The 23,944-nt window shown below is 42.0% G+C and carries 22 protein-coding genes; 9 read left to right on the top strand and 13 right to left on the bottom strand.

Going from position 1 to position 23,944, the window contains the following annotated elements; genetic code table 11:
• Positions 1–28 precede the first annotated feature (28 nt).
• The 4 genes from FHR85_RS09090 to FHR85_RS09075 form a co-directional block, all read right to left on the bottom strand.
• Positions 29–907 carry a DUF1028 domain-containing protein gene (locus FHR85_RS09090; RefSeq protein WP_167262572.1) on the bottom strand — a complete coding sequence of 293 codons (879 nt, stop codon included), beginning with the start codon at positions 905–907 and terminating at the stop codon, positions 29–31.
• Entirely contained in the window at positions 904–2,361 is a 1,458-nt protein-coding gene (gene panF, locus FHR85_RS09085) for a sodium/pantothenate symporter (protein WP_167262571.1), read from the bottom strand. Before panF ends, FHR85_RS09090 begins: the two co-directional genes overlap by 4 nt.
• The gene (locus FHR85_RS09080) at positions 2,358–2,630 is read right to left on the bottom strand and encodes a DUF997 family protein (RefSeq protein ID WP_167262570.1); all 273 of its coding nucleotides are present in this window, start codon (positions 2,628–2,630) and stop codon (positions 2,358–2,360) included. The genes panF and FHR85_RS09080 overlap by 4 nt, the downstream gene beginning before the upstream one ends.
• 495 nt (positions 2,631–3,125) lie before the next feature.
• On the bottom strand, positions 3,126–4,058 hold the full coding sequence (locus FHR85_RS09075; RefSeq protein ID WP_167262569.1) for a nucleoside hydrolase: 933 nt from the start codon (positions 4,056–4,058) through the stop codon (positions 3,126–3,128).
• A gap of 114 nt (positions 4,059–4,172) precedes the next feature.
• Here FHR85_RS09075 and FHR85_RS09070 point away from each other — a divergent pair, with 114 nt between their 5' ends.
• The 4 genes from FHR85_RS09070 to FHR85_RS09055 all read left to right on the top strand — a co-directional run bounded on the left by FHR85_RS09070 (position 4,173) and on the right by FHR85_RS09055 (position 7,353).
• Entirely contained in the window at positions 4,173–4,376 is a 204-nt protein-coding gene (locus FHR85_RS09070; protein WP_167262568.1) for a zinc ribbon domain-containing protein, read from the top strand.
• Between the two features lie 222 nt (positions 4,377–4,598).
• A complete protein-coding gene (locus FHR85_RS09065) occupies positions 4,599–5,960 on the top strand; it encodes a hypothetical protein (RefSeq protein WP_167262567.1) in 1,362 nt (453 codons plus the stop codon).
• A gap of 135 nt (positions 5,961–6,095) precedes the next feature.
• Complete coding sequence (locus FHR85_RS09060; RefSeq protein WP_167262566.1) at positions 6,096–6,899, top strand: DUF3100 domain-containing protein; 804 nt, start codon at positions 6,096–6,098, stop codon at positions 6,897–6,899.
• A 1-nt stretch (position 6,900) separates the two neighbouring features.
• The gene (locus FHR85_RS09055; RefSeq protein ID WP_167262565.1) at positions 6,901–7,353 is read left to right on the top strand and encodes a hypothetical protein; all 453 of its coding nucleotides are present in this window, start codon (positions 6,901–6,903) and stop codon (positions 7,351–7,353) included.
• Between the two features lie 239 nt (positions 7,354–7,592).
• On the opposite strand, the gene FHR85_RS09050 is transcribed toward FHR85_RS09055, so the two are convergent.
• The 4 genes from FHR85_RS09050 to murQ form a co-directional block, all read right to left on the bottom strand.
• A complete protein-coding gene (locus FHR85_RS09050; RefSeq protein ID WP_167262564.1) occupies positions 7,593–8,435 on the bottom strand; it encodes an ABC transporter permease subunit in 843 nt (280 codons plus the stop codon).
• Between the two features lie 13 nt (positions 8,436–8,448).
• Positions 8,449–9,342 (bottom strand): carbohydrate ABC transporter permease, encoded by an 894-nt coding sequence (locus FHR85_RS09045; protein ID WP_167262563.1) that lies wholly within the window; start codon positions 9,340–9,342, stop codon positions 8,449–8,451.
• 140 nt (positions 9,343–9,482) lie between these two features.
• Positions 9,483–10,841, bottom strand: a complete 1,359-nt coding sequence (locus FHR85_RS09040) for an ABC transporter substrate-binding protein (RefSeq protein WP_208379652.1) — start codon at positions 10,839–10,841, stop codon at positions 9,483–9,485.
• A gap of 119 nt (positions 10,842–10,960) precedes the next feature.
• Complete coding sequence (murQ, locus tag FHR85_RS09035) at positions 10,961–11,863, bottom strand: N-acetylmuramic acid 6-phosphate etherase (protein ID WP_167262562.1); 903 nt, start codon at positions 11,861–11,863, stop codon at positions 10,961–10,963.
• Positions 11,864–12,111: 248 nt separating this feature from the next.
• Here murQ and FHR85_RS14570 point away from each other — a divergent pair, with 248 nt between their 5' ends.
• Positions 12,112–12,936 (top strand): helix-turn-helix domain-containing protein, encoded by an 825-nt coding sequence (locus tag FHR85_RS14570; protein ID WP_167262561.1) that lies wholly within the window; start codon positions 12,112–12,114, stop codon positions 12,934–12,936.
• Here FHR85_RS14570 and FHR85_RS09025 read toward each other — a convergent pair.
• From FHR85_RS09025 to nagA, 4 genes are all read right to left on the bottom strand, one after another.
• Positions 12,931–13,794: an SIS domain-containing protein gene (locus FHR85_RS09025; RefSeq protein WP_167262560.1), complete on the bottom strand. Its 864-nt coding sequence runs from the start codon at positions 13,792–13,794 to the stop codon at positions 12,931–12,933. The two genes, FHR85_RS14570 and FHR85_RS09025, sit on opposite strands and share 6 nt — an antisense overlap.
• A 27-nt stretch (positions 13,795–13,821) precedes the next feature.
• Positions 13,822–14,007: a hypothetical protein gene (locus FHR85_RS09020; protein WP_167262559.1), complete on the bottom strand. Its 186-nt coding sequence runs from the start codon at positions 14,005–14,007 to the stop codon at positions 13,822–13,824.
• A gap of 279 nt (positions 14,008–14,286) precedes the next feature.
• Positions 14,287–14,982, bottom strand: a complete 696-nt coding sequence (gene nagB, locus FHR85_RS09015; RefSeq protein WP_167262558.1) for a glucosamine-6-phosphate deaminase — start codon at positions 14,980–14,982, stop codon at positions 14,287–14,289.
• A complete protein-coding gene (gene nagA / locus FHR85_RS09010) occupies positions 14,963–16,105 on the bottom strand; it encodes an N-acetylglucosamine-6-phosphate deacetylase (protein WP_167262557.1) in 1,143 nt (380 codons plus the stop codon). The genes nagB and nagA overlap by 20 nt, the downstream gene beginning before the upstream one ends.
• Before the next feature lie 140 nt (positions 16,106–16,245).
• On the opposite strand from nagA, the gene FHR85_RS09005 reads away from it, so the two are divergent.
• Both FHR85_RS09005 and FHR85_RS09000 read left to right on the top strand, forming a co-directional pair.
• Positions 16,246–17,646, top strand: coding sequence for an FAD-linked oxidase C-terminal domain-containing protein (locus FHR85_RS09005; protein ID WP_167262556.1), 1,401 nt, complete (start codon positions 16,246–16,248; stop codon positions 17,644–17,646).
• Entirely contained in the window at positions 17,639–18,964 is a 1,326-nt protein-coding gene (locus FHR85_RS09000; protein WP_167262555.1) for a (Fe-S)-binding protein, read from the top strand. The genes FHR85_RS09005 and FHR85_RS09000 overlap by 8 nt, the downstream gene beginning before the upstream one ends.
• On the opposite strand, the gene FHR85_RS08995 is transcribed toward FHR85_RS09000, so the two are convergent.
• A complete protein-coding gene (locus FHR85_RS08995) occupies positions 18,907–19,869 on the bottom strand; it encodes an N-acetylglucosamine kinase (protein ID WP_167262554.1) in 963 nt (320 codons plus the stop codon). The genes FHR85_RS09000 and FHR85_RS08995 overlap by 58 nt on opposite strands.
• A 123-nt stretch (positions 19,870–19,992) precedes the next feature.
• On the opposite strand from FHR85_RS08995, the gene FHR85_RS08990 reads away from it, so the two are divergent.
• A complete protein-coding gene (locus tag FHR85_RS08990) occupies positions 19,993–21,093 on the top strand; it encodes an ABC transporter ATP-binding protein (protein WP_167262553.1) in 1,101 nt (366 codons plus the stop codon).
• Between the two features lie 776 nt (positions 21,094–21,869).
• A complete protein-coding gene (locus tag FHR85_RS08985; RefSeq protein WP_167262645.1) occupies positions 21,870–23,942 on the top strand; it encodes a glycoside hydrolase family 3 protein in 2,073 nt (690 codons plus the stop codon).
• The last annotated feature ends 2 nt before the right edge of the window (positions 23,943–23,944 follow it).

Below are 23,944 nucleotides of genomic sequence, written 5' to 3'. Positions count from 1 at the left end.
CTAATATTGAGGCGTGCAGGTTTATATATTACTTCTCTAACATTAAATACTGGTACAACTTATAATCAATTTTACCTTCAGGTTGTTCACGTTCTTCAAAGTTTTCATTATGAATGTAACCTGCAAGGGCATCATAAAAAGTTCGGTACGTAACATCCGTTGCGTCGTGTAAATAATTTAATTGCGTTAGACGACGAACGATTTGTTCTCGTAAATCATCATCAATGTCGACAATATCTTCTTCCTTGGTACGTGTGAAATACAATTGGTGTAAACGGAAGATCCGTTCCAATTCTTTAATCGGTGTGACATGGTCATCAACACGCACATCGACCATACGATCATTATAACCGCCATAGCCACCTTTTTCTTTCACGACAAACAGTGCTGCTGATTGTTTACCACGACTGTCACCGCCAGCATTTTGACCTTCTTTCAATGCATGTAATAAGCGTTCAGCTAATGGTTCGCCAGTCTTTTCTTCAAAGCCACGTCCCATAGCAGTAACAGTTTCTTCACTCACTAAAATATTGCCTTGAGCGCTATAATTGTCGCCGGTTTTGCCACCAGCCCAATCGTAACAGCCGTCACCCGTAAACGTTGCGACGCCACCATTTGCATCAATGATGGCAGCTTGGCGCATCGCTTGATCAGGGTCTTTAGATGTTAATTCATCGAGTGCTTCCTGCGCTGACTTCCCTTCTTTTAACAAAGCCAATCCTTCTGGACCGTATGCAGTATTAGCCATCGATTGCGTAGCGATAGCACCTACTCCCGCTTCAGCCCACGGGACAACCGCACCGACACCTAAAAATTTTGACTGAACGGCGATGCCGAGCTCCCCTGTTTCAGGGTCGCGACCGACGATTGAAAATGTTGCAACGAGATCATTTGGAATCTTTGTCATGATAATGCCTCCTCAAAATAATACGGTTTTTGCTTGAACAATAAACTAACACCTACAAAAGCTATACAAGATAACACGACAGGTATGGTTACCGTGTGAACGCCTAATAAGTCACCATACGCTTGGTTATACTGATAAATCGCAATGTATGAAATAATACCAACTAACATAGAAGCAATCGCACCATGTTTATTCGCATATTTCCAATACAGTCCGAAAATAATCGGCCAAATAAACGCTGCTTCCAAGCCACCAAATGCAAATAAGTTTAAATAGATCAGTAGGTCAGGTGGATTAATCGATAATAAGAAAACGATAATGCCTAAGAAAGCCGTAAATCCGATACTGACCTTTTTTACATGACTCCTCGACGCCTGTGGTCGGAAGTAATTAATGTAGACATCTTTTACAACCGATGAACTCACGAGCAATAATAACGAATCGACTGTCGACATCATTGCAGCTAGTGGTGCAGCCAACACGATTCCTGCTACCCAAGGCGGAAGTGTTTCGAGTGCAATCATGGGAATCACTTGGTCAGCGACTTCAATGCCCGGTAAAACTGGACGCGCGAAGACACCGATTAAGTGCATATTAAGCATAATCACGCCGACAACGACTGTCCCGATCATCAATGCACGGTGCATCGACCGAGCATCACGATACGACATCGCACGAACGGCTACTTGCGGAAGCCCAACGACACCAACACCAACTAAAATCCAAAACGACGTTACATAGGCGGCGTTTAACTGCCCATCATGACCAAATGGCGTGACTAAATTGGGGTTAATCGTCGTCAGATCATTCATGATACTCGGAATACCGCCACCTGCAATGACAACAGCAATCAATAAAATAAATGTACCGACGAACATAATAATCCCTTGTGTGGCATCTGTTACAGCAACCGCTCGGAATCCACCAATAATGACGTATACGAGAACGGCTACTGCGAATAAAAATAGCGCGCCTAAATACGGTAAGCCTGTAATCGACTGAATCAAATGCGCGCCGCCGATCCACTGAGCAGCCATCGCCGAAAATAAAAAGATTACAATACTAAGAGCTGAAATAATGACAACAGTTGAGCTCTGATAACGCGTTTTTAAGAAATCAATCAGCGTAACCGATTGAAAACGTCGAGTGACAATGGCGAATTTTTTGCCCAAAACAAGCAAAATAAAGTACCCAGTTGCCACTTGGGTCATCGCAAGAAGCACCCAACCTAAACCAATCGTATAGGCAGCACCTGGCCCACCAAGAAAACTGGAAGCACTGCCATACGTCGCTGCCATCGTCATCGCGAGTACTAAACCGCCGAGTTCGCGACTTCCAAGGAAATAATCACTGATAAAAGACGATGATTGATTAAGTTTTCGATTCGACCAAATGCCAATCATAAAAATGACGGCTAGTAATAATAAGAGCGGAATCAGGACTTGCCAGTTCATAAATCATCCCGCCTTTCCTCATCAAACGGCATATCTTTTAGCACAAATTTAACGACGAGATAAACAAGACTAATCATGACGACTAGCCCAGCGATACAACTCCAAAAAAACCATGCCGGAAATCCTAGTATGTATGTGTACTCTTCAGGTGGCTTTGAACCAAGTGTATAAGCAAAGCCGTACCACCAGATGATATTAAAGGCCGCTAACGCCACACCAATGAGTGCTTCACGGTGTGCTATGCGAAAACGCCAATCCCCCTTTGGCACACAACCATCCCCCTTCTATTTCGTTACGCTAATCATATTGTATAACAAACTAAATTATAAGAAAATTCTTTCGGTTGATTTTTTGCATGTTTCAGCTGTTTATTAAATAATCTCCTCTATTTATTGCCTCTGTTAAAGTCCGTTGTTGATATTGTGATCCGCTTTCGGCGGACGCTTTCCGTGGGCACGGCTCGAGCCAGGCTGCATCATCGAATATGCTACATTGCAACTTGCACCGAGAAATCCTACTTCGAAGCGTTACGAAAAGACGCAGGTGCATCCCTCGGCCTAAAAGCATGGCCTGCGGGGTCTCGAGGCACGCGCTGTTCCCACTGGAGTCGCCGCCTTTGCTCCTCACAAATCAACAACTCAGTGATACACCTTTTGCAAATCAACACTGAATTTTAACAGAGCCTGTTCATTAATACGACCAATTATCTCAAAAATTAAAAGCAGAAAGGAAAACGAGCCGATTAAAACGGCTCGTTCGATCGACTAGCTATAGGATTTTAGCGCATCTTCTAGTAAGTTCCAGAAACGATCTTGATCTAAGCCTTGCGCAAATTTCACATTCGGCTTTTCACCTGTTACACCTAACAGATCGACGCATGTCATGCCATACGCAAATTCACCCTTAGTTTCGATATCAACTCGGACGTCGACGGTATCGAAAATCGACGGATCAATTAAGTAAGCAACTGTACACGCATCATGGATCGGCGCGCCATCGAAGCCAAATACATCTTTATAAGTTTGCTTGAAGAAACGTAATAGCTCAACCACAAATTCCGAAACGTCATTGCCGACTTTGGAAAAGCGATCAATCGTTTCATCTGTTGCTTGTGCTTGGTGTGTCACATCGAGCCCAAACATCGCAATCGGAACGCCACTTTCATAGACCACTTTTGCCGCTTCAGCATCAACCCAGATATTAAATTCGGCTGCTGGTGTCCAATTACCGAACGTGCCGCCACCCATTAAGACAATCTCTTGAATCTTTGGAACGATCTTCGGCTCTTTGACCATCGCCATCGCAATATTCGTAAGTGGTCCTGTCGGTACAAGTGTGATATCACCATTTGATTCAAGTACTTTTTCAATAATCAAATCCACCGCATGCTGATCATGCACTGGTGTTTTTGGAATATCAGGTAAATTTGGACCATCTAAGCCTGAATCACCATGAATCGATTCCGCTATTTGCGTTTCACGAACCATCGGGCGATTAGAACCTTCTGCAACCGCCACATCTAAACCAATAATATCGCAGACACGACGTGCGTTTAACGCTGTTTTATCCACTTCAACGTTACCTGCTACTGCTGTTACGGCTTCAATTTCAATATTCTCGTTCGCATTGGCCAAAATCATCGAAATTGCATCATCATGGCCCGGATCACAGTCTAAAATTACTTTTCGTTTTGTCATGGTTGTCTCCTCCTAAATCCATTACCTTTTCCTTTATCTAGTTTACTAGTAAACGGTTTCAAAAGATAGAATATTGCTTTAAAATAAAATTATCATAAGTAAGGAGTGGTGAAAATGGAAAATGGTTGCCTTAAGTGCGGAAGCAGAGATGCAGACAGTAAAACAGTTTCAATGACAGGAGGCGCCCTTTCAAAAGTTTTTGATGTACAAAGTAATAAGTTTGAAGTGGTTTTCTGTAAGAATTGTGGCTACTCCGAGTTTTATAATAAGAATGCATCTACTGCTGGTAATGTCTTTGACTTCTTTTTCGGCGGCTAAATCACTCGTCAGCGTTCATAGCGCTGACTTTTTTTATGTCGAATGGATGCGAATCTCACCTACTTCAGCTACAATAGTCAGTAGTCAGCACTTAAAGTTTTTAAATAATTGCTCGATTTTATTAAATAAATTGAGCGACTTATGAAATAAACCTATAAAATAATTAAATAAAATAAGGAATTTATTAGATAACCTCAAAAGCTTTCAGAAAGGAGCAGCATGATGAATCGAACCATAATCCGACCACTCTCAACCTTATTAATGGGGTCTACCTATTTATTATCCGAATTTGTCCAAGCTGATTGGGTTAGTATTCTCGTCAGCTTATTTGCACTAACGACCATCATTACATACATGCCCTATTTAAAACGTATTCCTTTCATCTTAATAAGCGCATTACTAGGTTCAGCCTTTCTGATCTTTATATTTGGCGACGGTTTATGGGACATGTTTCTCGGCTTAAATACTAACGTCTCTGTTTTAGCGATTTTCATTTTTGTCCCATTATTGTCTATCCCTATCAAACGGGGACGTTACTTAGAATATCTAGAAACCGTATTCAATCACTACATTAAAACCACTGGCCAGCTGTATTCCTTTGTCAAAATAGCACTCATGGGCGTTGGCTCAGTCATAAATTTAGGAACGGTTCCGATTATGTATCAGTTGACTGACACGGCGTCTTATCAACCTTATCGCATGCTCAGAGCCCGCGCACTTGGACGCGGTTTCGCGATGGCTTTCATGTGGTCACCGTACTTCATTTCTGTTGCTTTAATTTTATCTTATTTTGACGTTAGCTGGATTCAAATTTTCCCAATTGGATTATCCATGGCTATTATAGGTATTTTCCTCGGCATTTTGTTTGAACGGAAACATTCCACGCCAATCGAAATGAATCAATCGACCACAGACGAAACGATTTCAGTCAAAGAAGCCAAAAGAAAATTAATGGAGCTGCTCGTCATCATCCTTTGTTTGACGGCATTAATTATGACGATTGAATATATAGTTGATCTATCCGTTTTAACCATTATTCCGCTCATTGCGATCGTCATGTCAGCCGGTTGGGGCCTCGTCTATGAAAGCCCGCGCGACTTAATCAAAAGTTACGGTCAATTCACCCAAGAACGCCTACCAGCAATGGGGAATGAGCTATCATTATTTATTGCAGCAGGTGCATTCGGTGCTGCTATTTTAAGCGCGGGAGCTAGTGAATGGATTATTGACTTTATCAATTTCTTCGGTATTTCGCATATCTTAGTGCTGATTCCTGTTCTGCTGATCATTGTTAATGTTTTATCATTTATTGGCGTGCATCCGATCATCACCATGACAGCACTAGCTATTACGTTAAGTGCCTCACCGATTTTTGCTGATGATCATTTGCTTTTAAGCTTTGGATTACTAGCCAACTGGATGGTATCTGTCATTGGCTCACCATTCTCTGGGCTCAACTTGCTTTTATCCGGCTTAGCTAACAGTAATCCTGTCGCAGTCGGACCGCGCAGCAATCTCCTGTTTGCTTTAACATTGTGGTTCATCTGCTACTTAACCATTTGTTTATTATATTTTGTTTTATAAAATAATTAAGCATCACCACTTGCATCTTTTCGTTATGTTGTGTAAAAATATACATTATTCTGAATAATATTAAAACGATGACCTTTCTTGATAAAGGCATCGTTTATTTTTACACAAAAAAGGAGGGGAACGATTATGCAACATGCAGAAGTTCGGAATATCTGGAAAGATTGGCGATTACATGTCACCGTCTTATTAATCGTCTTAGGAGCTGAACTTGTTGGTTCACATGAATTCGCCGTAGGACCTGGTGTCGTCATCTTATTACCCATGCTTTACGCTATTATTATTGGCATTATGTTATATTTCACGCCTGTCATATCAGAAAAGCAATCCGAAAAATCCGAACCCTTAATTGTACTTGGGGTTGCATTATTACTCGCCAAAATTGGCGTCATCATTGGGCCAGACCTGCCTGAGATCATTGCCGCTGGACCCGCTTTATTATTACAGGAGTTAGGTAATGTTGGAACTGTGTTAATTGCATTACCTGTCGCCATGCTTCTCGGTTTGCGCCGTGAAACAGTGGGAATGACCCACTCTGTCGCACGCGAACCTAACGTTGGCCTAATCATGGATAAATTCGGTTTCAATTCACCTGAAGGTCGCGGTGTCATGGCGATGTATATTTTCGGAACAGTCTTCGGTGCAATTTTCATGGGATTATTAGCAGGCCTGCTCGCAACGGTCACACCGATCCATCCGTTATCGTTTGCGATGGCATCTGGAATCGGTAGCGCAAGCATGATGGCCGCAGCGAGTGGATCACTGATCAGTTTATTTCCGGAAATGGAAGGTCAGATTGCGGCTTATGCGGGCGCGAGTAACCTATTATCCTTATCAACAGGTCTATATGTGAGTATATTTATCGCATTACCATTAACAGAGAAGCTTTACAAATGGTTTTCTAAAAAGAAACATAAAGATGAGGTGACTTAATATGCTTAAAAACATTCAAGAATGGACGTTATTACTCACAGTTTTCGGCGTTGTCACCTTAATCGGGAATTGGATTGGTTATGACATTTTCTCAATTGAAGCGATTTTAGGCATGATCGTGTTAATTATCGTGTCGCTACTTGGTTTTATCACGCAAAAAATAGTGCCCTTAAATATTCCAAGCGTTGCTTATATTGCGATATATGGTGTGTTAATCTCCATGCCATGGACACCCGGAAGTGAGATTATTGTAGCTTGGACCTCTGAAATTCAATTACTAGCACTTACGACACCTATTCTTGCGTATGCCGGCATTGCGATCGGCCGCTCATGGACTGACTTCATGAAACTTGGCTGGCGCACGATTGTTGTTGCTTCATTTGTATTGTTTGGTACCGTACTAGGATCAGCTTTAATCGCCGAAGTCGTCTTAAGAATGCAAGGGATTATCTAAATAAACCCCGTCTCCTCAAGCTATGTTGAGGTGACGGGGCTTTTTTGTCCGCAAACAGAATTTTATCGATACGGCGCTTTTGGATAATGATACGGCTAAACAGTGCTAAGATACAGCGAAAGCTTGCCTCGATACGGCGAACTCGCCTTCGATACGGCGCTATTTAGTTTTGATACAGCGAAAACGTAGTATTATACGGCGATATTCTCACCTAAACCTAAGATCAACTTCCTTAACTTTTAACCCTTGATCGCACCTTCTGTCATACCTTTTGTAATTCGACGTTGGAAAATCGAATATAAAATGATGACTGGAAGAATCGCAAAGACGAGACTGGCAAATAGCACGCCCCATGCGTTCGTATACTGTGCTTCATTACTGATGAAGTCAATTGCCAAGGCAAGTGTATACTTCTCGCTTGATTGCAGGAATATTAAGGCCATGAAGTATTCGTTCCAAAACTGAATCGCGTTCATAATCGTGACCGTAATGATCCCTGACATCGTTAATGGCGTCACGATCTTCCACAAGATTCCGTACGGGGACATGCCATCGATCGAAGCTGATTCTTCGAGAGATTTCGGGATCGTGCCCATAAAACTTGTTAAAACGAAGATCGTAAACGGTAGCTGTGACATTGCGTAAACGACTGACAATCCTATAATACTATCAAGCATGTTAAACTGTGCTAATAGGAAGAATAATGGAATCCAACCTAATACCATTGGAATCATCATCGCTGAAATATACAATGTAAAAAGCATCTGGCTGCCTTTAAAGCGAATTCTTTCTAATGCATAAGCTGTCGGGACAGCTAAGACGAGACATAACGCGGCCCCAAGTGCTGTAACAAGGAAACTGTTGAATATACTCGTATCAATATTATACTCTGTCCAAGCTGTGACGAAATTACTGAAACTAAACTCCTCAGGAAAGCCCCAGGGATTCGCATAGATCTCTGCGTTACTCTTAAACGCCCCTAAGAACATCCAAAATATCGGATATAAGACGGCCAATGACCATAAGATCAAGGGCAAACGGATTCCACTTCGTACTAGTTTTTCACCAACGGTACGTTTCACGATTGTCTCCCCCCTAGTACTCTACTCTTTCTTTTCTTAATAGCAACTGTAATAGAACAACGGTAATCAGTGATAGAACGAGAATCATAACACCAATGGTTGCCCCGTAACCGAAGTTATACTGTGTGAAGGCTTGTTGGTATAAATATGAACCCATCACGTGTGTGGAGTTGTTTGGTCCACCGCCAGTCATAACCTGCACTATGATAAATGAACCGTTTAATGTGGTGATCACAATATATAAGATTGATATTTTTATTTGTGGCCAAATCAGTGGTAAAGTTACTTTCCAAAATTGCTGCCATTCATTAGCCCCATCAATCTTGGCCGCTTCATAATAGCTCTTCGATATGTTAGAAATACCGCCCATAAGCAGGAGCATAAACAAGCCAATTCCTGCCCAAATCGAAGGAAGTACTAAACTCGGCAACGCCCATGTTTCACTACCGAGCCAAGGACGGGTCCATTCTTCTAAACCAATCACCTCTAAACCAGAGTTCACTAACCCTAAACTCGGGTTATAAATGAACATCCATAGAATACCGATTACTACGACTGACATGATATTCGGGAAGAAGAAGACAATGCGATAAAACGGCGCTTCTTTAATCTTCAATTGGGTTAAAGCAACGGCAATAAACAATGCCATAATCATAATCCCAATGACTTTGGTTGCGACTAGAAAATAGTCATGCCAAATCGTTGCAGGAATGACCTCATCATTAAATAATTCAACGTAGTTATCAAAACCTACGAATTCACGAGTATTTGATGCTCCTGACCATTCAAAGAAAGAATAATATAATCCACTAAATAACGGATATAATGTAAAAATGCTAAACATAATAAAGGTCGGAACTAGACAAAACGCTAGAAATAAGTATTTTTGTTTTTTCGTTTGAACCATGCTTATCACTCTTTTCTTCAGTTTATGTTGTTATGTTTAAAGAAGATTGACGACGTCACCATCGCCAGGTTGAAAAGAGCCTGATCTTCGTTATGTAGAAATTGTATGGAATGTAGCCTCGCTACATTCCATACAATTTGTTATTCCTGTCCTTCTCGGTAATCAGCCGCTGCTTCTTCAGCTTCTTGAATAAATTCTTCTGCTGTTATGTTACCGAGTAATAATGATACGAGCGAGTCACTGATCGGCGTTTCAAGGTCAGCACTCATTGGATGCGGTTTATAGAAGATCTCAACTTGCTCTGGATCGTTAATCATTTCGTTCGCTTGAATTAAATATTCAGGAACATTTTCATTATTCGCTAAGTCTACACCTTCTAAGTTCATAATCGCACCTGTATGCTCAGAGAATAACTGCGCATATTCGCGTGTAAAGACAAACTCAACAAATGCTTTAGCTGCTTCTGGATTATCAGCTTCCTCAGCAATTGCAAGTGGTCTTAAGTCTGGAACAATAGCCATTGGTTCATCTTCTGGGTTCATTGGAGATGGTATAAAACCATACTCTAGATCTTCTGGTTTGTCACCTTCCATCTCATTCGGTAACCAGAAACCAACTGGAATAAAGGCATTGTCACCAAGTAAGAAGTTCATTTGAGACTGCGTATGGTTAAGTGCACCTAAACCAGAGTCAACATAACCTGCATCAACCATTTCTTGAACATTACTCATGACTTCTTTAGCTGCATCTGTTTCCCAAGCACCTTCTTTACCTTGGACGATATCAGCTAAAAGCTCATTACCACCATGTGCTGCAAAGGCAGGGTACAACATACCACGTGAGAAGTAATATGGGTGTTGACCTGTCGTAACAAACGGTTCAATGTCTTCGTTTTCCTGAATCTCACCCATTGTGCTCATGAAGCTTTCGAAACCTTTAGGTACTTCATAACCGTTCTCTTCAAAACGGTTCATATCATACCAAGTTCCCCATGCGTCGAAAACTAATGGTAAGCTGTAAAGTTCACCGTCATATTTCGACGGTTCAGCTATAAAACTATCAACTAATGAAGAACCATCTTCAAGCTCAATGCCTTCAGCCCATTCAGTTAAGTTCATGAGCTGATCGTCCTCAACCATTTGAGTTTCACTAGATCCTGCACCATCAATATATACGACATCAGGTGGATCGCCAGAAACCCAACGTGAACGCATTTCTTCGTTAATATTCGGGCCAGCGTGTTGTGTGACGCTAACATCTGGATATTCCTCTTCGAAGTCAGAAATTACTTCTTTCCACCAAGAATCACCATAACCACCAACGAAATATTGGATTTCTAATTCACCACTAATTTCGCCGTCAGATGACCCTTCGCTGCCACTGTCTTCGCTACTGCTTTCATCACCCGAAGACTCCTCTTCATCTGAGGAACCATCATCTCCTACTGGTGCTTCATCTGGCGCACATGCGTACATGAGCATCGCTAGAAGCATCAGCATTAACACAAGTCCAAATTGCTTTTTCAACAATCCATTCACTTGGTTCTCCCCCTTGTGATTAAAATTATTATTTGAAACGCATCTGAAATATTTATTTAAGATGCGACTTCATCCACTAATCATTGCTTCGCTAATTCAATAGCCTCTCGCACATAGCCATCACTTTCATCTAGTGCGCGATTAGCCGTCTCATAATCAACATCAGCTTTCAACATGACAATGGCTGGCTTGACATGATTGTTTGTTTTGGCCAATGTTTCCTCTGCTACTTCATAGGTGACTTCAGCAATATCCATAATGATCCGTTTCGCCCGGTCGCGTAATTTCACGTTATTCGCTTGCACATCGACCATTAAATTTTCATAAACTTTACCTAACTTAACCATTGTTGTTGTACTAATCATGTTAAGAATCATTTTATGAGCTGTCGCCGCTTTCATTCTTGTTGAACCGGTTAACACTTCAGGTCCGACGACCACATCAATAGCTTGATCTGTAATCTGGCCAATTTCTGAACCTTCATTACATGTGAGTGCTACTGTAAAAGCACCTTGTTCTTTTGCATGTTTGACAGCACCAATCGGATAAGGCGTCCTTCCACTCGCTGTAATGCCTATGACGACATCTGAAGGGCCAAGATCTTTAACAGCTATGTCTTCTTTACCCTGACTCTCTTGATCCTCAGAGCCTTCTGATGCTTGGAAAAAAGCATCGACGCCTCCAGCCATAATCGTTTGCACCATTTCAGGCGGTGTCATAAACGTCGGCTGGCATTCTGATGAGTCCAAGTATCCTAGACGACCACTCGTTCCAGCTCCTACATATATCAATCGACCTCCTCGCAACAATCGTTGGTAAACGGCTTCCACGACTTGATCGATGATTGGTAATAAGTCTTCGATTGCTTGATGAATTTTAGCATCCTCTTGATGAATCGTTTTCAAAATGTCATATGTATTTTGCTGGTCAAGATTCATGCTATTAGGGTTTCGCTGTTCAGTTGTTAATGACGACAATTCCATGTAACCCATTCCCTTACCATTGATTTAATAAAGCGCTTTCAAAGTTGTGACAATTGACTGAAAATTTATAATTATTATAACCTCATTAATTCCTTGTGTCAATAAAGTCTTTTATTTTTGAAATAATATTTCACATATACGAAAATAAAAGTTGTTGAATATTGACCTCATTGATTCAACAACACGCTGTCACATGAATTTAAAATGCATGCTATAATAGATACACTAACGATTTGGAGTGAGGTTTTGTGCTAGAACGACTTAAGGTTATTTATCCTAATTTAACGAGTTTACAAGAAACAGATTCAGATTATGTAACTTTTTATATAAACGGTATCTTATACGGCATCCCTAGCGATGATATTAGCGATGAAGCCTATCATCTGATCAAAGCGTTAGCCGAAGAAGAGCCTTATGATCATCACCTTTGGCAACAATATTTCGAAAACGCGAGACCTGATTATCCATCATCTATCAATCATTTTCGGTTCATTGCTTTTAAACAAACGACTGATGCCTTGCCAGCTATTGAGGATGTTTTAAACAAATCTTTAATTATCCTATCCAACCAACAAGGAATCACCATTGCGCTAGAGTTATTGGACAATGGCGAAGAACCTTTAGATTTCCATGACGTCATTGATGTCTTATCGAATGACTTGGACTTTAAAATGATGATCTTTCAATCTGATGTGCACGACAACCTTCAAGAAGGACCGAATATCTATCAGTGGTTAAAACGCATAGTCCCTACCTTATTCCATGACAACAAACAAGTCGTATTGAAACAGAATGATGCCTTATTACCTTTTCTAACTTATTCATTAGATCGAACAGACCAGCATTTTTTCAAACAAAGTATTTTACGCGCTGCTATTGATGACGAGCCTCTTCTTGAAACGATTGAAGCGGTTATTGAGCATCAGCTTAATGTATCATCAGTTGCTAAAACGCATTACATGCATCGAAACACCGTACAAAAACGCATCGATAAATTTAATGACTTAACTCATTTAGACATTAGACATTTTGATGATGCATTAAAAGCTTATATCGCCATCAAATATTTATAAGTCCCTTTTAATATAAGAAATGGCTTCACGCGTTTCGTCGATGTATTGCACAGACTGCTCGTATTGTTGCGCGGCTAAGCTCATAAATAACATATCAATGACATGTAGTTGCGCCATACGAGACGAGGTTGCCCCACTACGAAACGTCGCTTCGCGTGCGGCTGAAGTGTGCAGGTTAATATCCGCTTGATCAGCCACTTTTGACTTTCCATATTTCGTGACACTTATCGTCTGAATCCCTTTCTGACTAGCTAACCCAAGGACTTTGGCTACCTCTGCCGTCTCACCTGAGAACGATAAACCAACCACGACGTCGTGCTTGTCTTTGTTCGCGACCGTCGTTGCAGCCATATGTAAATCGGAAAATGAATGCACATGCTTATTAATCCTTACAAATTTCTGCGCGGCATCACTTGCGGCAATATATGACGCCCCAAAGCCTACAAATGTAATCGAATCCGCATTGATAATCGCTTGTACTGCACGCTCCAATTCTTGTTTGTCTAAAACATCAACGGACTCCTTAATCGTTTGAATCGTATTAGCGGTTACGGTATCAATAACGCTCGCAGTATCTTCATTCGGCTTAATGTCACGGTAATCCGTTGAGCCATTACCTTGCTGAAGATCACCTGCAACGCGTAATTTTAATTCTTGAAAACTTTTAAAGCCAATTGATTTGCACATACGGATCACGGCAGCACTACTTGTTTGACTCGCCTTGCCTAATGATGCTGCGGTCATCTGAATCGCTTCTTCAGGATGCTGAATCATATAATCGGCAATTTTGCGTTCTGAATTAGGCAAAAAACCGACCATTTCTTTTAAAATCACTAGACCACCTTTTAATTCCGACACGCGCCTCCATCCTTTCTTTTAACGAATTTAACACTGGTCTATTCCGTTGTTGATATTGTGATCCGCTTTCGGTGAATGGTTTAGTTTCGCTGTAAGTGTAGAGATTTTCGCTGTATCAAGCGATGTTTTCGCTGTATCATGCGTAATTTTCGCTGTATTGAGCACCATTTTCGCTGTATAATGAGGAATTTTCGCTGTATCACAGCGGTTCACGAGACACGCGCTTTTCTCATAACAGTCCAGACGGCCTAATGTCGACGCCTACCACATAAACTAAATTCCTAAGCTTCTTCGACTATTCTGCGCCGAGTACTCGCAAGCGCATGATTTACTTCGACATGATCTCGTGACTTCCACTTGCAAACAGGGCGTTTGTGTTCTTAGTGGAAGCACCATACATCGGCCAGGAGTCGCCACCAACACGACTCACAATTCAACAACTATTTAAATATTACAATATAAAACTCGATTCGATTTTTAATTAAATAACCATTATTCAACTTCACTCACATACACGGTTACATCGGGATGATGATGTAAGACACTCGCGGGAAATTGTTCGTCTATCTCACCTTCCATTAATCGATTAAACGCATGTTCTTTCCCGTGTCCACTTACCATTAAAATAATTTTCTTAGCTTCCATAATCGTCTGAATGCCCATCGTGATCGCTTGAATCGGTACATCATCAATCGATCCAAAAAATCGAGCATTCGCTTGACGGGTTGTTTCAGCCAAGTCAACGATATGTGTCCGCGACTGAAATGATGTTCCAGGCTCGTTAAAACCAATATGGCCATTATGACCTAATCCAAGAATTTGTAAATCAATCGGACCTTGTTCAGCAATTTTTTGTTCATAGCGATCACATTCAGCAGTTAAATCCTGCGCCTGACCATCAGGGATATGACTGGCATTGACTGGTATTTCGGAAAACAAATGGCGCTCCATAAACGTCCGATAACTTTCGGGATGATTCGGCGAAATCCCAACATATTCGTCTAAATTAAACGTCGTCACATGAGACCAATCAGGCTGTGCTTGGCGTATAGATTCATAAAAACCAACTGGCGTACTTCCGGTTGCTAACCCTAATACGGGATGCTCATGCTTTTTAACAAATTCCTGCACATCATCAGCAACAGATTGACTCATCGTTTCATATTGTTCAGTTCGAATCACGTTCATAGGCTTTCACACCTTTACAATAAGTTGCATAAACCGTTAATTCATCGTCGACTAAGACGAAATCAGCATCTTTACCAACCGCAATACTTCCCTTCTCATTCCAAACACCATACTGCTTAGCTGGATTGACTGAGGCCATTCGAATGACATCATGAATAGAAGCGCCACCAACGTCCATCATGCGTTTGCCCGCTTCGTTCATCATTAAAACACTACCAGCAAGCGTGCCATCACTTAACGTCGCTTGGCCATTCGTCACAGTCACCTCTTGACCACCTAATGTATAGGTTCCAGGTTCTAACCCTTTAGCTCGAATACTATCTGTGATTAGCGTGATCTTTTCAGGGCCCAGCATGTCATAAATTAACTTCAACATAGGATCAACGACATGTATGCCGTCTGCGATGAGTTCACTTTGTAAATCATCGAGTAATCCCGCTGCGCCGACTGCTCCCACTTCGCGGTGGTGAATGCCGTTCATGGCATTGCATAAATGGGTTAATTGAGTTAAACCATGCGTTCTCGCTAAACGAATCGATTGATAATCCGCATCTGTGTGTCCAGCTGAGACAACAACGGCATGATCATTTAACAATCGCATCACATCATTGGCGCCGTCTAATTCAGGTGCTAACGTCATAGCCTTTACTACACCAGTCTCAAGCCATTCTTGGGTTAGCGATCGATCTGGCAAACGAATATGTTCTGCGGGTTGAGCACCTTTTTTCTTTTCGTTGATAAACGGCCCTTCAACGTGAGCCCCAAGAACTTCAGCTTCACCTTTTTGTTGCTCATAATTAGCAATCGTCTTTAATGCTTGTTCGATTTGCGATGGTTCGCTTGTTAGCGTTGTCGGTAAAAATGACGTGGTTCCTTCTTGTGGTAACGTTTGAGCCATCGTTGTGAGCGCTTCACTCGTCCCATCCATGACATCAACACCATTGGCTCCATGAATATGGGTATCGATGAAACCTGGAATCATGTTGAATCCACTTCCATCAATCGCTCCTTGATCTTGGATTGGTTCCTCATGAATACCGACAATTTGACCGTCTTGAAACTCAAGCGAGCCATTTTCAATTGTTTGCTTTTCAAGAAAAATTCGCACATGATTGATGATCATAAACAGACCACTACTTTCTGTTACAATTTAAATATATATTTTAAAATTTTGATTTTTTAATGTAATTTTATTTTAACACATCGCTTTTCATATTATAATAAATTTAAGAACTTTTCAAAAAAATATCCAGAGAGGTTACGATGACTATGACATGGATTCAAGAAATTCGACACATTGTCGGCGATGAGCATGTACAAACGAAGCAGTCCTCTTTATTATCGTACGCTTACGATGCGACGCCGAATTTTAATACAAAACCTGAGGCTGTGGTGGCTCCAGCAAGTGAGCAAGAAATTAAAGAAATCGTTACGGTTTGTGCTAATCATCAAATACCTATTGTGCCACGAGGATCTGGTACAAATCTAGCGGCAGGCACGACACCGACTCAGGGCGGGGTTGTTTTGCTGTTCCATCGAATGTATCGTATTCTCGAACTCGATGAAGACAATTTGACGATTACCGTACAACCAGGTGTGATAACAGGTGATATTTGCGAAGCTGTAGAAGCTAAAGGGTTATTTTACCCACCTGATCCTAGTTCGATGAAGATCTCAACAATTGGTGGTAATATAAATGAAAACTCTGGTGGTTTGCGTGGCTTAAAATATGGTGTGACGAAGGATTATGTACTAGGCGTCAACGCGGTAATCGCAAATGGAGATGTGATCCGAGCAGGCGGGAAAAACGTTAAAGATGTCGCGGGATATGACTTGACCAGTTTATTCGTTGGATCTGAAGGAACATTAGGAATCATCACTAAAGCAACACTCAAACTCGTTCCGTTGCCTGAGTCAAAACAAACCTTATTAGCCTCTTTTGATTCGATCGAACGCGCTGCGGAAACGGTTTCTCAAGTGATTGCCAATAAATTAACGCCTGCCACATTAGAATTCATTGACCGAGCGACAATTCAAGCTGTTGAAGATTACACGCACGTCGGGTTGCCGACAGATGCTGAAGCGGTGTTACTGATCGAACAAGACGGGCCGCCGTCTATTTGCGAACATGATATTCAACTCATTCAAGGGATCGCGATTGAACACGGGGCCATCACGACTCAAATCGCTGAAACGGAAGAACGAGCGGCCGAGTTACGAGAAGCGAGGCGCAGTGCCTTGTCAGCCTTAGCAAAACGTAGCCCAACGACTATTTTAGAAGATGCAACGGTCCCAAGATCTGAAATCGCGACGATGGTCAAAGCAATTGAGGCAATTGCCTTAGAGCATGACGTCAATATTGCGACATTCGGCCACGCGGGTGATGGCAATTTGCACCCCACTTGCATGACCGACTTGCGTGACAAAGACGAATGGGAACGCGTAGAGGCCGCATTCGCCGCCATTTTCCGAAAAGCAATCGACTTAGGTGGCACGATCACTGGTGAACACGGCGTTGGCGAAATGAAATCACCCTACTTAGCTTGGAAAGTCGGTGATGAAGGGATCCAACTAATGAACCAAATTAAGCTAGCCTTTGATCCCGAGCACATTATGAATCCAGGCAAAATATTTCACCGTTCAGGAGGTGAGGTCGATGAGTGAAGCGATCACTCAAGCCTTTCAGGAACGAATCAGTGAAGATGATTTACTCAATTGTATGAAGTGCGGTTTTTGTTTACCGGCATGTCCAACTTATGTCGAGACCCAAGATGAGGTCCACTCGCCTCGCGGTCGGATCTCACTTATGATGGCTGTTCGAGACGGAGAGATTGATGATGTTCATGAAGTCGAAGAATCGCTGAATGTTTGTCTAGGATGCCGAGCTTGTGAACCAGCATGTCCTGCAGGTGTCAATTACGGGGAAATGTTAGAAGAAGCGCGCGCGATCTTTTACGAACATAAAGATGTCCCGCTTCAAGAAAAAGCTCTACGCAAAACGACGCTGAATATGCTTTTTACCGACCAAGAGAAGATGGGTAAAGCCACGAGTTTATTACGGTTTTACCAACGTTCTGGCTTGCAAAAAACAGCTCGGAAATTAAAAGTGATGAACTTTTTCCCTGACCATATGCAACAAATGGAACGCGTCTTACCCGACGTACCGAAACGTGCGAAACAACATCGTGAAGTCACGTTTCCAAGTGAAACCGATCAAACAAAAGCAACTGCTGCTATGTTCAAAGGGTGCCTCATGGATACACTGTTTCACGAGACGAACCAGTCTACGATCACATTGTTAAATCGAGCAGGTTGTGATGTCGTCGTGCCTGATACACAAGGTTGCTGTGGAGCACTCCACGGTCATAGCGGGAAAAAAGCGGGAGCTAAAGAATTGGCGAAGCAAAATATTCAAGCATTCGAACAAGCAGACGTCGATTATATCATCACGAACGCTGGCGGTTGCGGCGCGTTTTTACACGATTATGATCATCTATTAGAGAACGATGCAGAATGGGCTGAACGAGCAAAAGCATTTACGGATAAAATTGTTGATTTTTCAACCGTATTAATGGACCTTGATTTTCCTAATGAAGCGGCTTTAAACATCGATCAACAAATCATCACCTATCAAGATTCATGTCATTTGCGGAATGTGTTAGGGGTGGCCGATGCACCGCGACAACTCATTCAAGCGATCGAAGGGGCTCACTATATCGAAATGCCACACGCTGACCAATGTTGTGGATCAGCAGGGATTTATAATTTGACACAACCTGAGATGTCGATGCAAATTTTAGATCACAAAATGGAAAACGTCGACACAACGCGGGCAACCACAATCGTGACGACGAATCCAGGCTGTTTATTACAGATGAAACTTGGCATCGAACGAACCGAACAAACAGACACGATGCGCGCTGTTCATTTAGCCGATTTATTATTAGAAGCTTTGTCGACAGAGGATTTGAACTCAGATTGAACCAATACACCCGCATCTTGTAAGGCCGCAACGACAGCGCCGACAACAGGTTCGCGTTCAAGCATTATAACAAGGGCGGACAACTGATGATTGAGGATCGTTGGCAAAACATCACGACGTTTAAACACACCACCAGCTAAGACGACTTCTTGATTATGTTTGAAATGACGGTTTAACATCGTCTGCACCGAAAACGTAAGATCATCGGCAGCTTGTTGAATCAGACGAATCGCTAAATCATCGCCTTCATCGTAAGCCTGAAACACGGGGCGCGTTAATTTAGCGATTGATTCACGGGGACTTGGTGATTCATAAATATACGGGATCAAATCTGGCACGTCTTGAATTTGGGCGTAAGCTAAAATATGTCGTGTGATCACATCTGCTTCCATTTTGCCGTCATAAGCTTGGAAAATAGCTTCTAAAGCAGATTGACCGATCGCATAACCGCTTCCTTCATCACCAAATAAATAGCCCCAGCCACCGATCCGAGCGGTTTCGCCCATTTCATTTAGACCAAACGTGATCGAACCTGTCCCAGCAATTTGAACAATGCCAGGTTCGCCTAAGGTTTCAGCGTATAAAGCATTGATCGCATCATTATCCACTCGAATCGGGAAATCTGGTGCAGCCTCAGCTAAGACCGTCTCAACAAGATGACTTTTCTCAGAATCGCCAGAACCAGACATGCCAGCAAAACCACGAGCAATCTTGTTAAAAGCTGTCGGATCGTCATAATGTAATTCAGTCATTAAGGTGGTGATTGTTTCCTTTAATTGTGAGCGACTCACGGCATTCGGGTTCGTGGGTCCAACAGTTGCCGAAGCATATACATGTCCTGTTTCATCCGCAACCAACGCCTGTGTTCCTGTGCCGCCTCCATCAATACCTAATACGATCGTCATCTTGTGAACCTCCCTGCTTTAAATAGCAATGTGCACATAAATCATGCCACAATGTTGTGCACCTTGTCTATTCTTTATGAAAGCGTTTTAATTTACAATAGTCTTATAGAAAGGATGAGTCAAATGGCAGATTTAAAGTTACATAACATTAATAAGTATTATGACAAAAATGTACACGCCGTGAAAGATATCAACCTAGACATTGACGACAAAGAGTTTGTTGTACTCGTAGGCCCTTCTGGTTGCGGGAAATCTACAACATTACGAATGATTGCCGGCCTCGAAGAAATTACAGAAGGCGACTTGATGATTGATGGTGAGCAGAAAAACAACGTGCCACCGAAAAACCGCGATATCGCGATGGTCTTCCAAAACTATGCGCTTTACCCGCATATGAGCGTTTATGACAACATCGCATTCGGGTTAAAATTACGTAAGTTTAAAAAGGATGAAATCAAACAGAAAGTGCATGATGCTGCGAAAATTCTTGGATTGGAAGACTTTCTTGACCGTAAACCGAAAGCATTATCAGGTGGTCAGCGTCAGCGTGTCGCACTGGGTCGTGCAATCGTGCGTGATGCTAAAGTCTTCTTAATGGACGAACCTTTATCCAACTTAGATGCGAAATTACGTGTTCAAATGCGTACTGAAATCCAGAAGCTTCACCAGCGCTTACAGACAACGACGATTTACGTCACTCACGACCAAACGGAAGCGATGACGATGGCAACTCGCCTCGTCGTCATGAAAGATGGCATCGTCCAGCAAGTTGGAACACCGAAAGACGTATTCGACTTCCCTGATAACGTCTTCGTCGGAGGATTTATTGGATCACCAGCGATGAACTTCTTCTCAGGTCACATTGAAGACGGCTCATTCAAAATTGGCGATTCGGTTTCACTAGAAATTCCAGAAGGTCGCATGAAAATCTTACGCGAAAAAGATTATGTCGGTAAAGACGCTATCCTAGGTATTCGCCCTGAAGACATGTATGACGAACCTGTCTTCATCGAGCATTCCCCTGGTTCCACCTTCACGACAAACGTTGAAGTCGCCGAACTCATGGGCTCAGAATCCTATCTATACTCCAAACTCGACGAGCAAGATTTCATTGCACGTGTCGACGCCCGCTCTGAAGTAAATGCCGGCGACGATATTAAACTAGCAATTGATATGAATAAAGTCCACTTTTTTGATAACGAAACGGAAGAAAGGATTAAGTAAACTTGAGCCTCTGCGTTGATAAGGCGCGGGGGCTTTTCATATTTGAGAAATACGCGCAGTCGCTGATATATATCAGCGGACGATGATAAATGAATGCAACTCGATGATAAATAAAAAATGGCGATGGTATTTCACCCTCACTCGATGGTAAACCTCTATAACTCGATGATATTTATTAAATCGCGATGATAAGTTGCCCCAACTCGATGATAAACATGATTTATCGGTGATCAATCTAGTTCTTCGATAGTAAATTGATGACCCATTCAAAAACTCACACTCATCTCCACCCTTTTTGAAATTAAACTATGATCAAATTCAATAGTTCCCTCTGATCCCTACCAATAGCGCACTTAAAACCAATTCGTAAATCTCATCAACCAAAAACATGACATTCTATCTATTTTTCGATGTTTCTAAAGACAAAATTTCACTTCCCTCTCTATTTTCCATTCATTTTGTCCTAATTTTCCACATAAAACGTTCAACTCACTGTAACTTTATACTCAAAAACACTAATTCACCGCCATTCCACCTCCGTTTGACACTAAATTGTCACAATGTTAATCTTATTCTGAATTTTAAATTCATCATTATAGAAAGGAGGTGAAACAAAATTTTATCACAATTTTGAAAGCGCTTTCTATCTCTCACCTAGATCTACTCTGTTTATCCTCACAGAAAAACACATAAGCTACTCGTACAACAAAAACATAATTTGAGGTGGTGCTAACGTGAACCATGCACGGAAATGGTTAATTGTAACTGTTATCGTTATGTTTGTTTTATCGAATGTTGGATTAAGTATCCAAAGCCAATCAGCCCAAGCACAAGAACAACCTACTCCTCAAGATCTCATCCTCTTAGAAAATGTTCCTGAAGCGAATGCCACAATCGATTCTGACCAATTTCAATTATCAGCCTTAAATGTCTATGATGATGGCCATTTCAAGCAAGTATCAGAAGGCATAGAATGGTCGTCCACAAATAAAAATGTCGCCACTGTTAACGACAATGGCGAAGTCACCCTTACCGGACAAAATGGCAGAACGTTTATTAAAGTAACCAATGGTGATTATGAAGATCGAATTGCTGTCGATTATAAAGTTAAGTCTGGTAAAAAAGGGCCTGGCAAACCTGAATCGGAGCCTTCTTTAGTGAAAGAACAAGGCGAACGTTATGACATGATTCAGCACGCTTTAGACGAGCTATCGATCGAAGAAAAGTTAGGACAAATGTTAATGCCTGACTTTCGGAACTATGACGGTGAAGCCGTAACGGAAATGCTTCCGGAAATCGAACAGCTTGTAAAAGAGTACCATTTAGGTGGTGTGATTTTATTTGCTGAAAACGTACAAGGAACAGAACAAACGGCGCGGTTGGTCCATGATTATCAACAAGCCTCCGAAAAATTCGGTTTAATGATGACGATTGACCAAGAAGGCGGCATTGTCACACGTCTACAGTCAGGTACTGATTATCCTGGCAATATGGCACTCGGTGCAACGCGTTCTGAAAATATGGCCTATGATGTCGGTCAAGCCATCGGGCGTGAAATCGGGTCATTAGGTATTAATACAAATTTCGCACCTGTTATGGATGTGAATAATAACCCAGATAACCCCGTTATTGGTGTGCGTTCATTCGGTGGAGATCCTGATTTAGTTGCTGATTTAGGCATCGCTTATACAGAAGGTCTGCAATCAACTGGTGTCGCAGCGACAGCTAAACACTTCCCTGGTCATGGTGATACGGATGTCGATTCACATTTAGGCTTACCAGAAGTCCCACATGACCGCGAACGATTAGAGCAAGTGGAACTAGCACCTTTCCAACAAGCTATGGAAGCTGGCGTGGACATGATCATGACAGCACACGTGACGTTCCCGCAAATCGACGACACGAAAGTAACGTCTCAGAAAACGGGTGAAAAAGTCACATTACCAGCAACCCTTTCGCACAAAGTTTTAACAGAATTAATGCGCGAGGATATGGGTTATGACGGTATTATTACGACAGATGCGATGAACATGAACGCCATTACGGACCACTTCGGCACAGTAGATGCAGCCATTCGAGCTGTGAAAGCTGGAAGTGATATCGTCTTAATGCCAGTCGGCTTAGAGGAAGTCGCGGATGGTTTATTAACAGCAATCGATGAAGGTGAAATTTCCGAAGAACGAATCGAAGCATCAGTTGAACGTATTTTAAGCTTGAAAATCGAACGCGGTATTATAAAACAGGAAAACCCGACACCGATTGAGGATAAAATTGCAAAAGCAACGGAAATCGTAGGTGCAGATGAGCATCAACAACTTGAACAAGACGTTGCTAATCAATCCATTACGATGGTTAAGAACGAAAACGAAGCACTTCCACTTAACCAGGATAATCAAGGCGAAATCGTGGTCGTCGGTGATACGTTTGTGAACGATTTAGGCAATGCAGTCGCTAATTATCATGACCAAACGACTGTGATTGAGTCATCAGGCAATTTATCCGAAAGCGACCAAGAAACAATAGCCAATGCAGACGCAGTCATTGCTGGTTCTTACACGTATAATGTCAATGGCAGATCACCAGATAATCCTGTTATGTCCATGATTAATTCACTAGATAGTATGACCGATGCCCCTGTTATTTCAGTCGGTATTCGGAACCCATACGACATTATGGCTTATCCTAATGTCGATGGTTATTTAGCACAGTACGGCTTTAACGAAGCAAGTTTTGATGCAACAGCTGCGACCATCTTCGGTGAAAACGAACCAACAGGACAATTACCAGTGACGATTCCGACACTTGATGATGGTGTCTTATACGAATTCGGACACGGATTGAATTACTAATT

Source organism: Alkalibacillus almallahensis (genome assembly GCF_011761495.1).
GTDB classification, from domain to species: domain Bacteria; phylum Bacillota; class Bacilli; order Bacillales; family Alkalibacillaceae; genus Alkalibacillus; species Alkalibacillus almallahensis.
This window is presented reverse-complemented; position numbering and strand designations above follow the sequence as displayed.

Excerpts from the sequence above, each read along its gene's own strand:
- FHR85_RS09090 (WP_167262572.1), bottom strand. The coding sequence starts at position 907 with ATGACAAAGATTCCAAATGATCTCGTTGCAACATTTTCAATCGTCGGT.
- panF (WP_167262571.1), bottom strand. The coding sequence starts at position 2,361 with ATGAACTGGCAAGTCCTGATTCCGCTCTTATTATTACTAGCCGTCATT.
- FHR85_RS09075 (WP_167262569.1), bottom strand. The coding sequence starts at position 4,058 with ATGACAAAACGAAAAGTAATTTTAGACTGTGATCCGGGCCATGATGAT.
- FHR85_RS09070 (WP_167262568.1), top strand. The coding sequence starts at position 4,173 with ATGGAAAATGGTTGCCTTAAGTGCGGAAGCAGAGATGCAGACAGTAAA.
- FHR85_RS09065 (WP_167262567.1), top strand. The coding sequence starts at position 4,599 with ATGAATCGAACCATAATCCGACCACTCTCAACCTTATTAATGGGGTCT.
- FHR85_RS09060 (WP_167262566.1), top strand. The coding sequence starts at position 6,096 with ATGCAACATGCAGAAGTTCGGAATATCTGGAAAGATTGGCGATTACAT.
- FHR85_RS09055 (WP_167262565.1), top strand. The coding sequence starts at position 6,901 with ATGCTTAAAAACATTCAAGAATGGACGTTATTACTCACAGTTTTCGGC.
- FHR85_RS09045 (WP_167262563.1), bottom strand. The coding sequence starts at position 9,342 with ATGGTTCAAACGAAAAAACAAAAATACTTATTTCTAGCGTTTTGTCTA.
- FHR85_RS09040 (WP_208379652.1), bottom strand. The coding sequence starts at position 10,841 with ATGCTGATGCTTCTAGCGATGCTCATGTACGCATGTGCGCCAGATGAA.
- murQ (WP_167262562.1), bottom strand. The coding sequence starts at position 11,863 with ATGGAATTGTCGTCATTAACAACTGAACAGCGAAACCCTAATAGCATG.
- nagB (WP_167262558.1), bottom strand. The coding sequence starts at position 14,982 with ATGAACGTGATTCGAACTGAACAATATGAAACGATGAGTCAATCTGTT.
- nagA (WP_167262557.1), bottom strand. The coding sequence starts at position 16,105 with ATGATCATCAATCATGTGCGAATTTTTCTTGAAAAGCAAACAATTGAA.
- FHR85_RS09005 (WP_167262556.1), top strand. The coding sequence starts at position 16,246 with ATGACTATGACATGGATTCAAGAAATTCGACACATTGTCGGCGATGAG.
- FHR85_RS09000 (WP_167262555.1), top strand. The coding sequence starts at position 17,639 with ATGAGTGAAGCGATCACTCAAGCCTTTCAGGAACGAATCAGTGAAGAT.
- FHR85_RS08995 (WP_167262554.1), bottom strand. The coding sequence starts at position 19,869 with ATGACGATCGTATTAGGTATTGATGGAGGCGGCACAGGAACACAGGCG.
- FHR85_RS08990 (WP_167262553.1), top strand. The coding sequence starts at position 19,993 with ATGGCAGATTTAAAGTTACATAACATTAATAAGTATTATGACAAAAAT.
- FHR85_RS08985 (WP_167262645.1), top strand. The coding sequence starts at position 21,870 with ATGTTTGTTTTATCGAATGTTGGATTAAGTATCCAAAGCCAATCAGCC.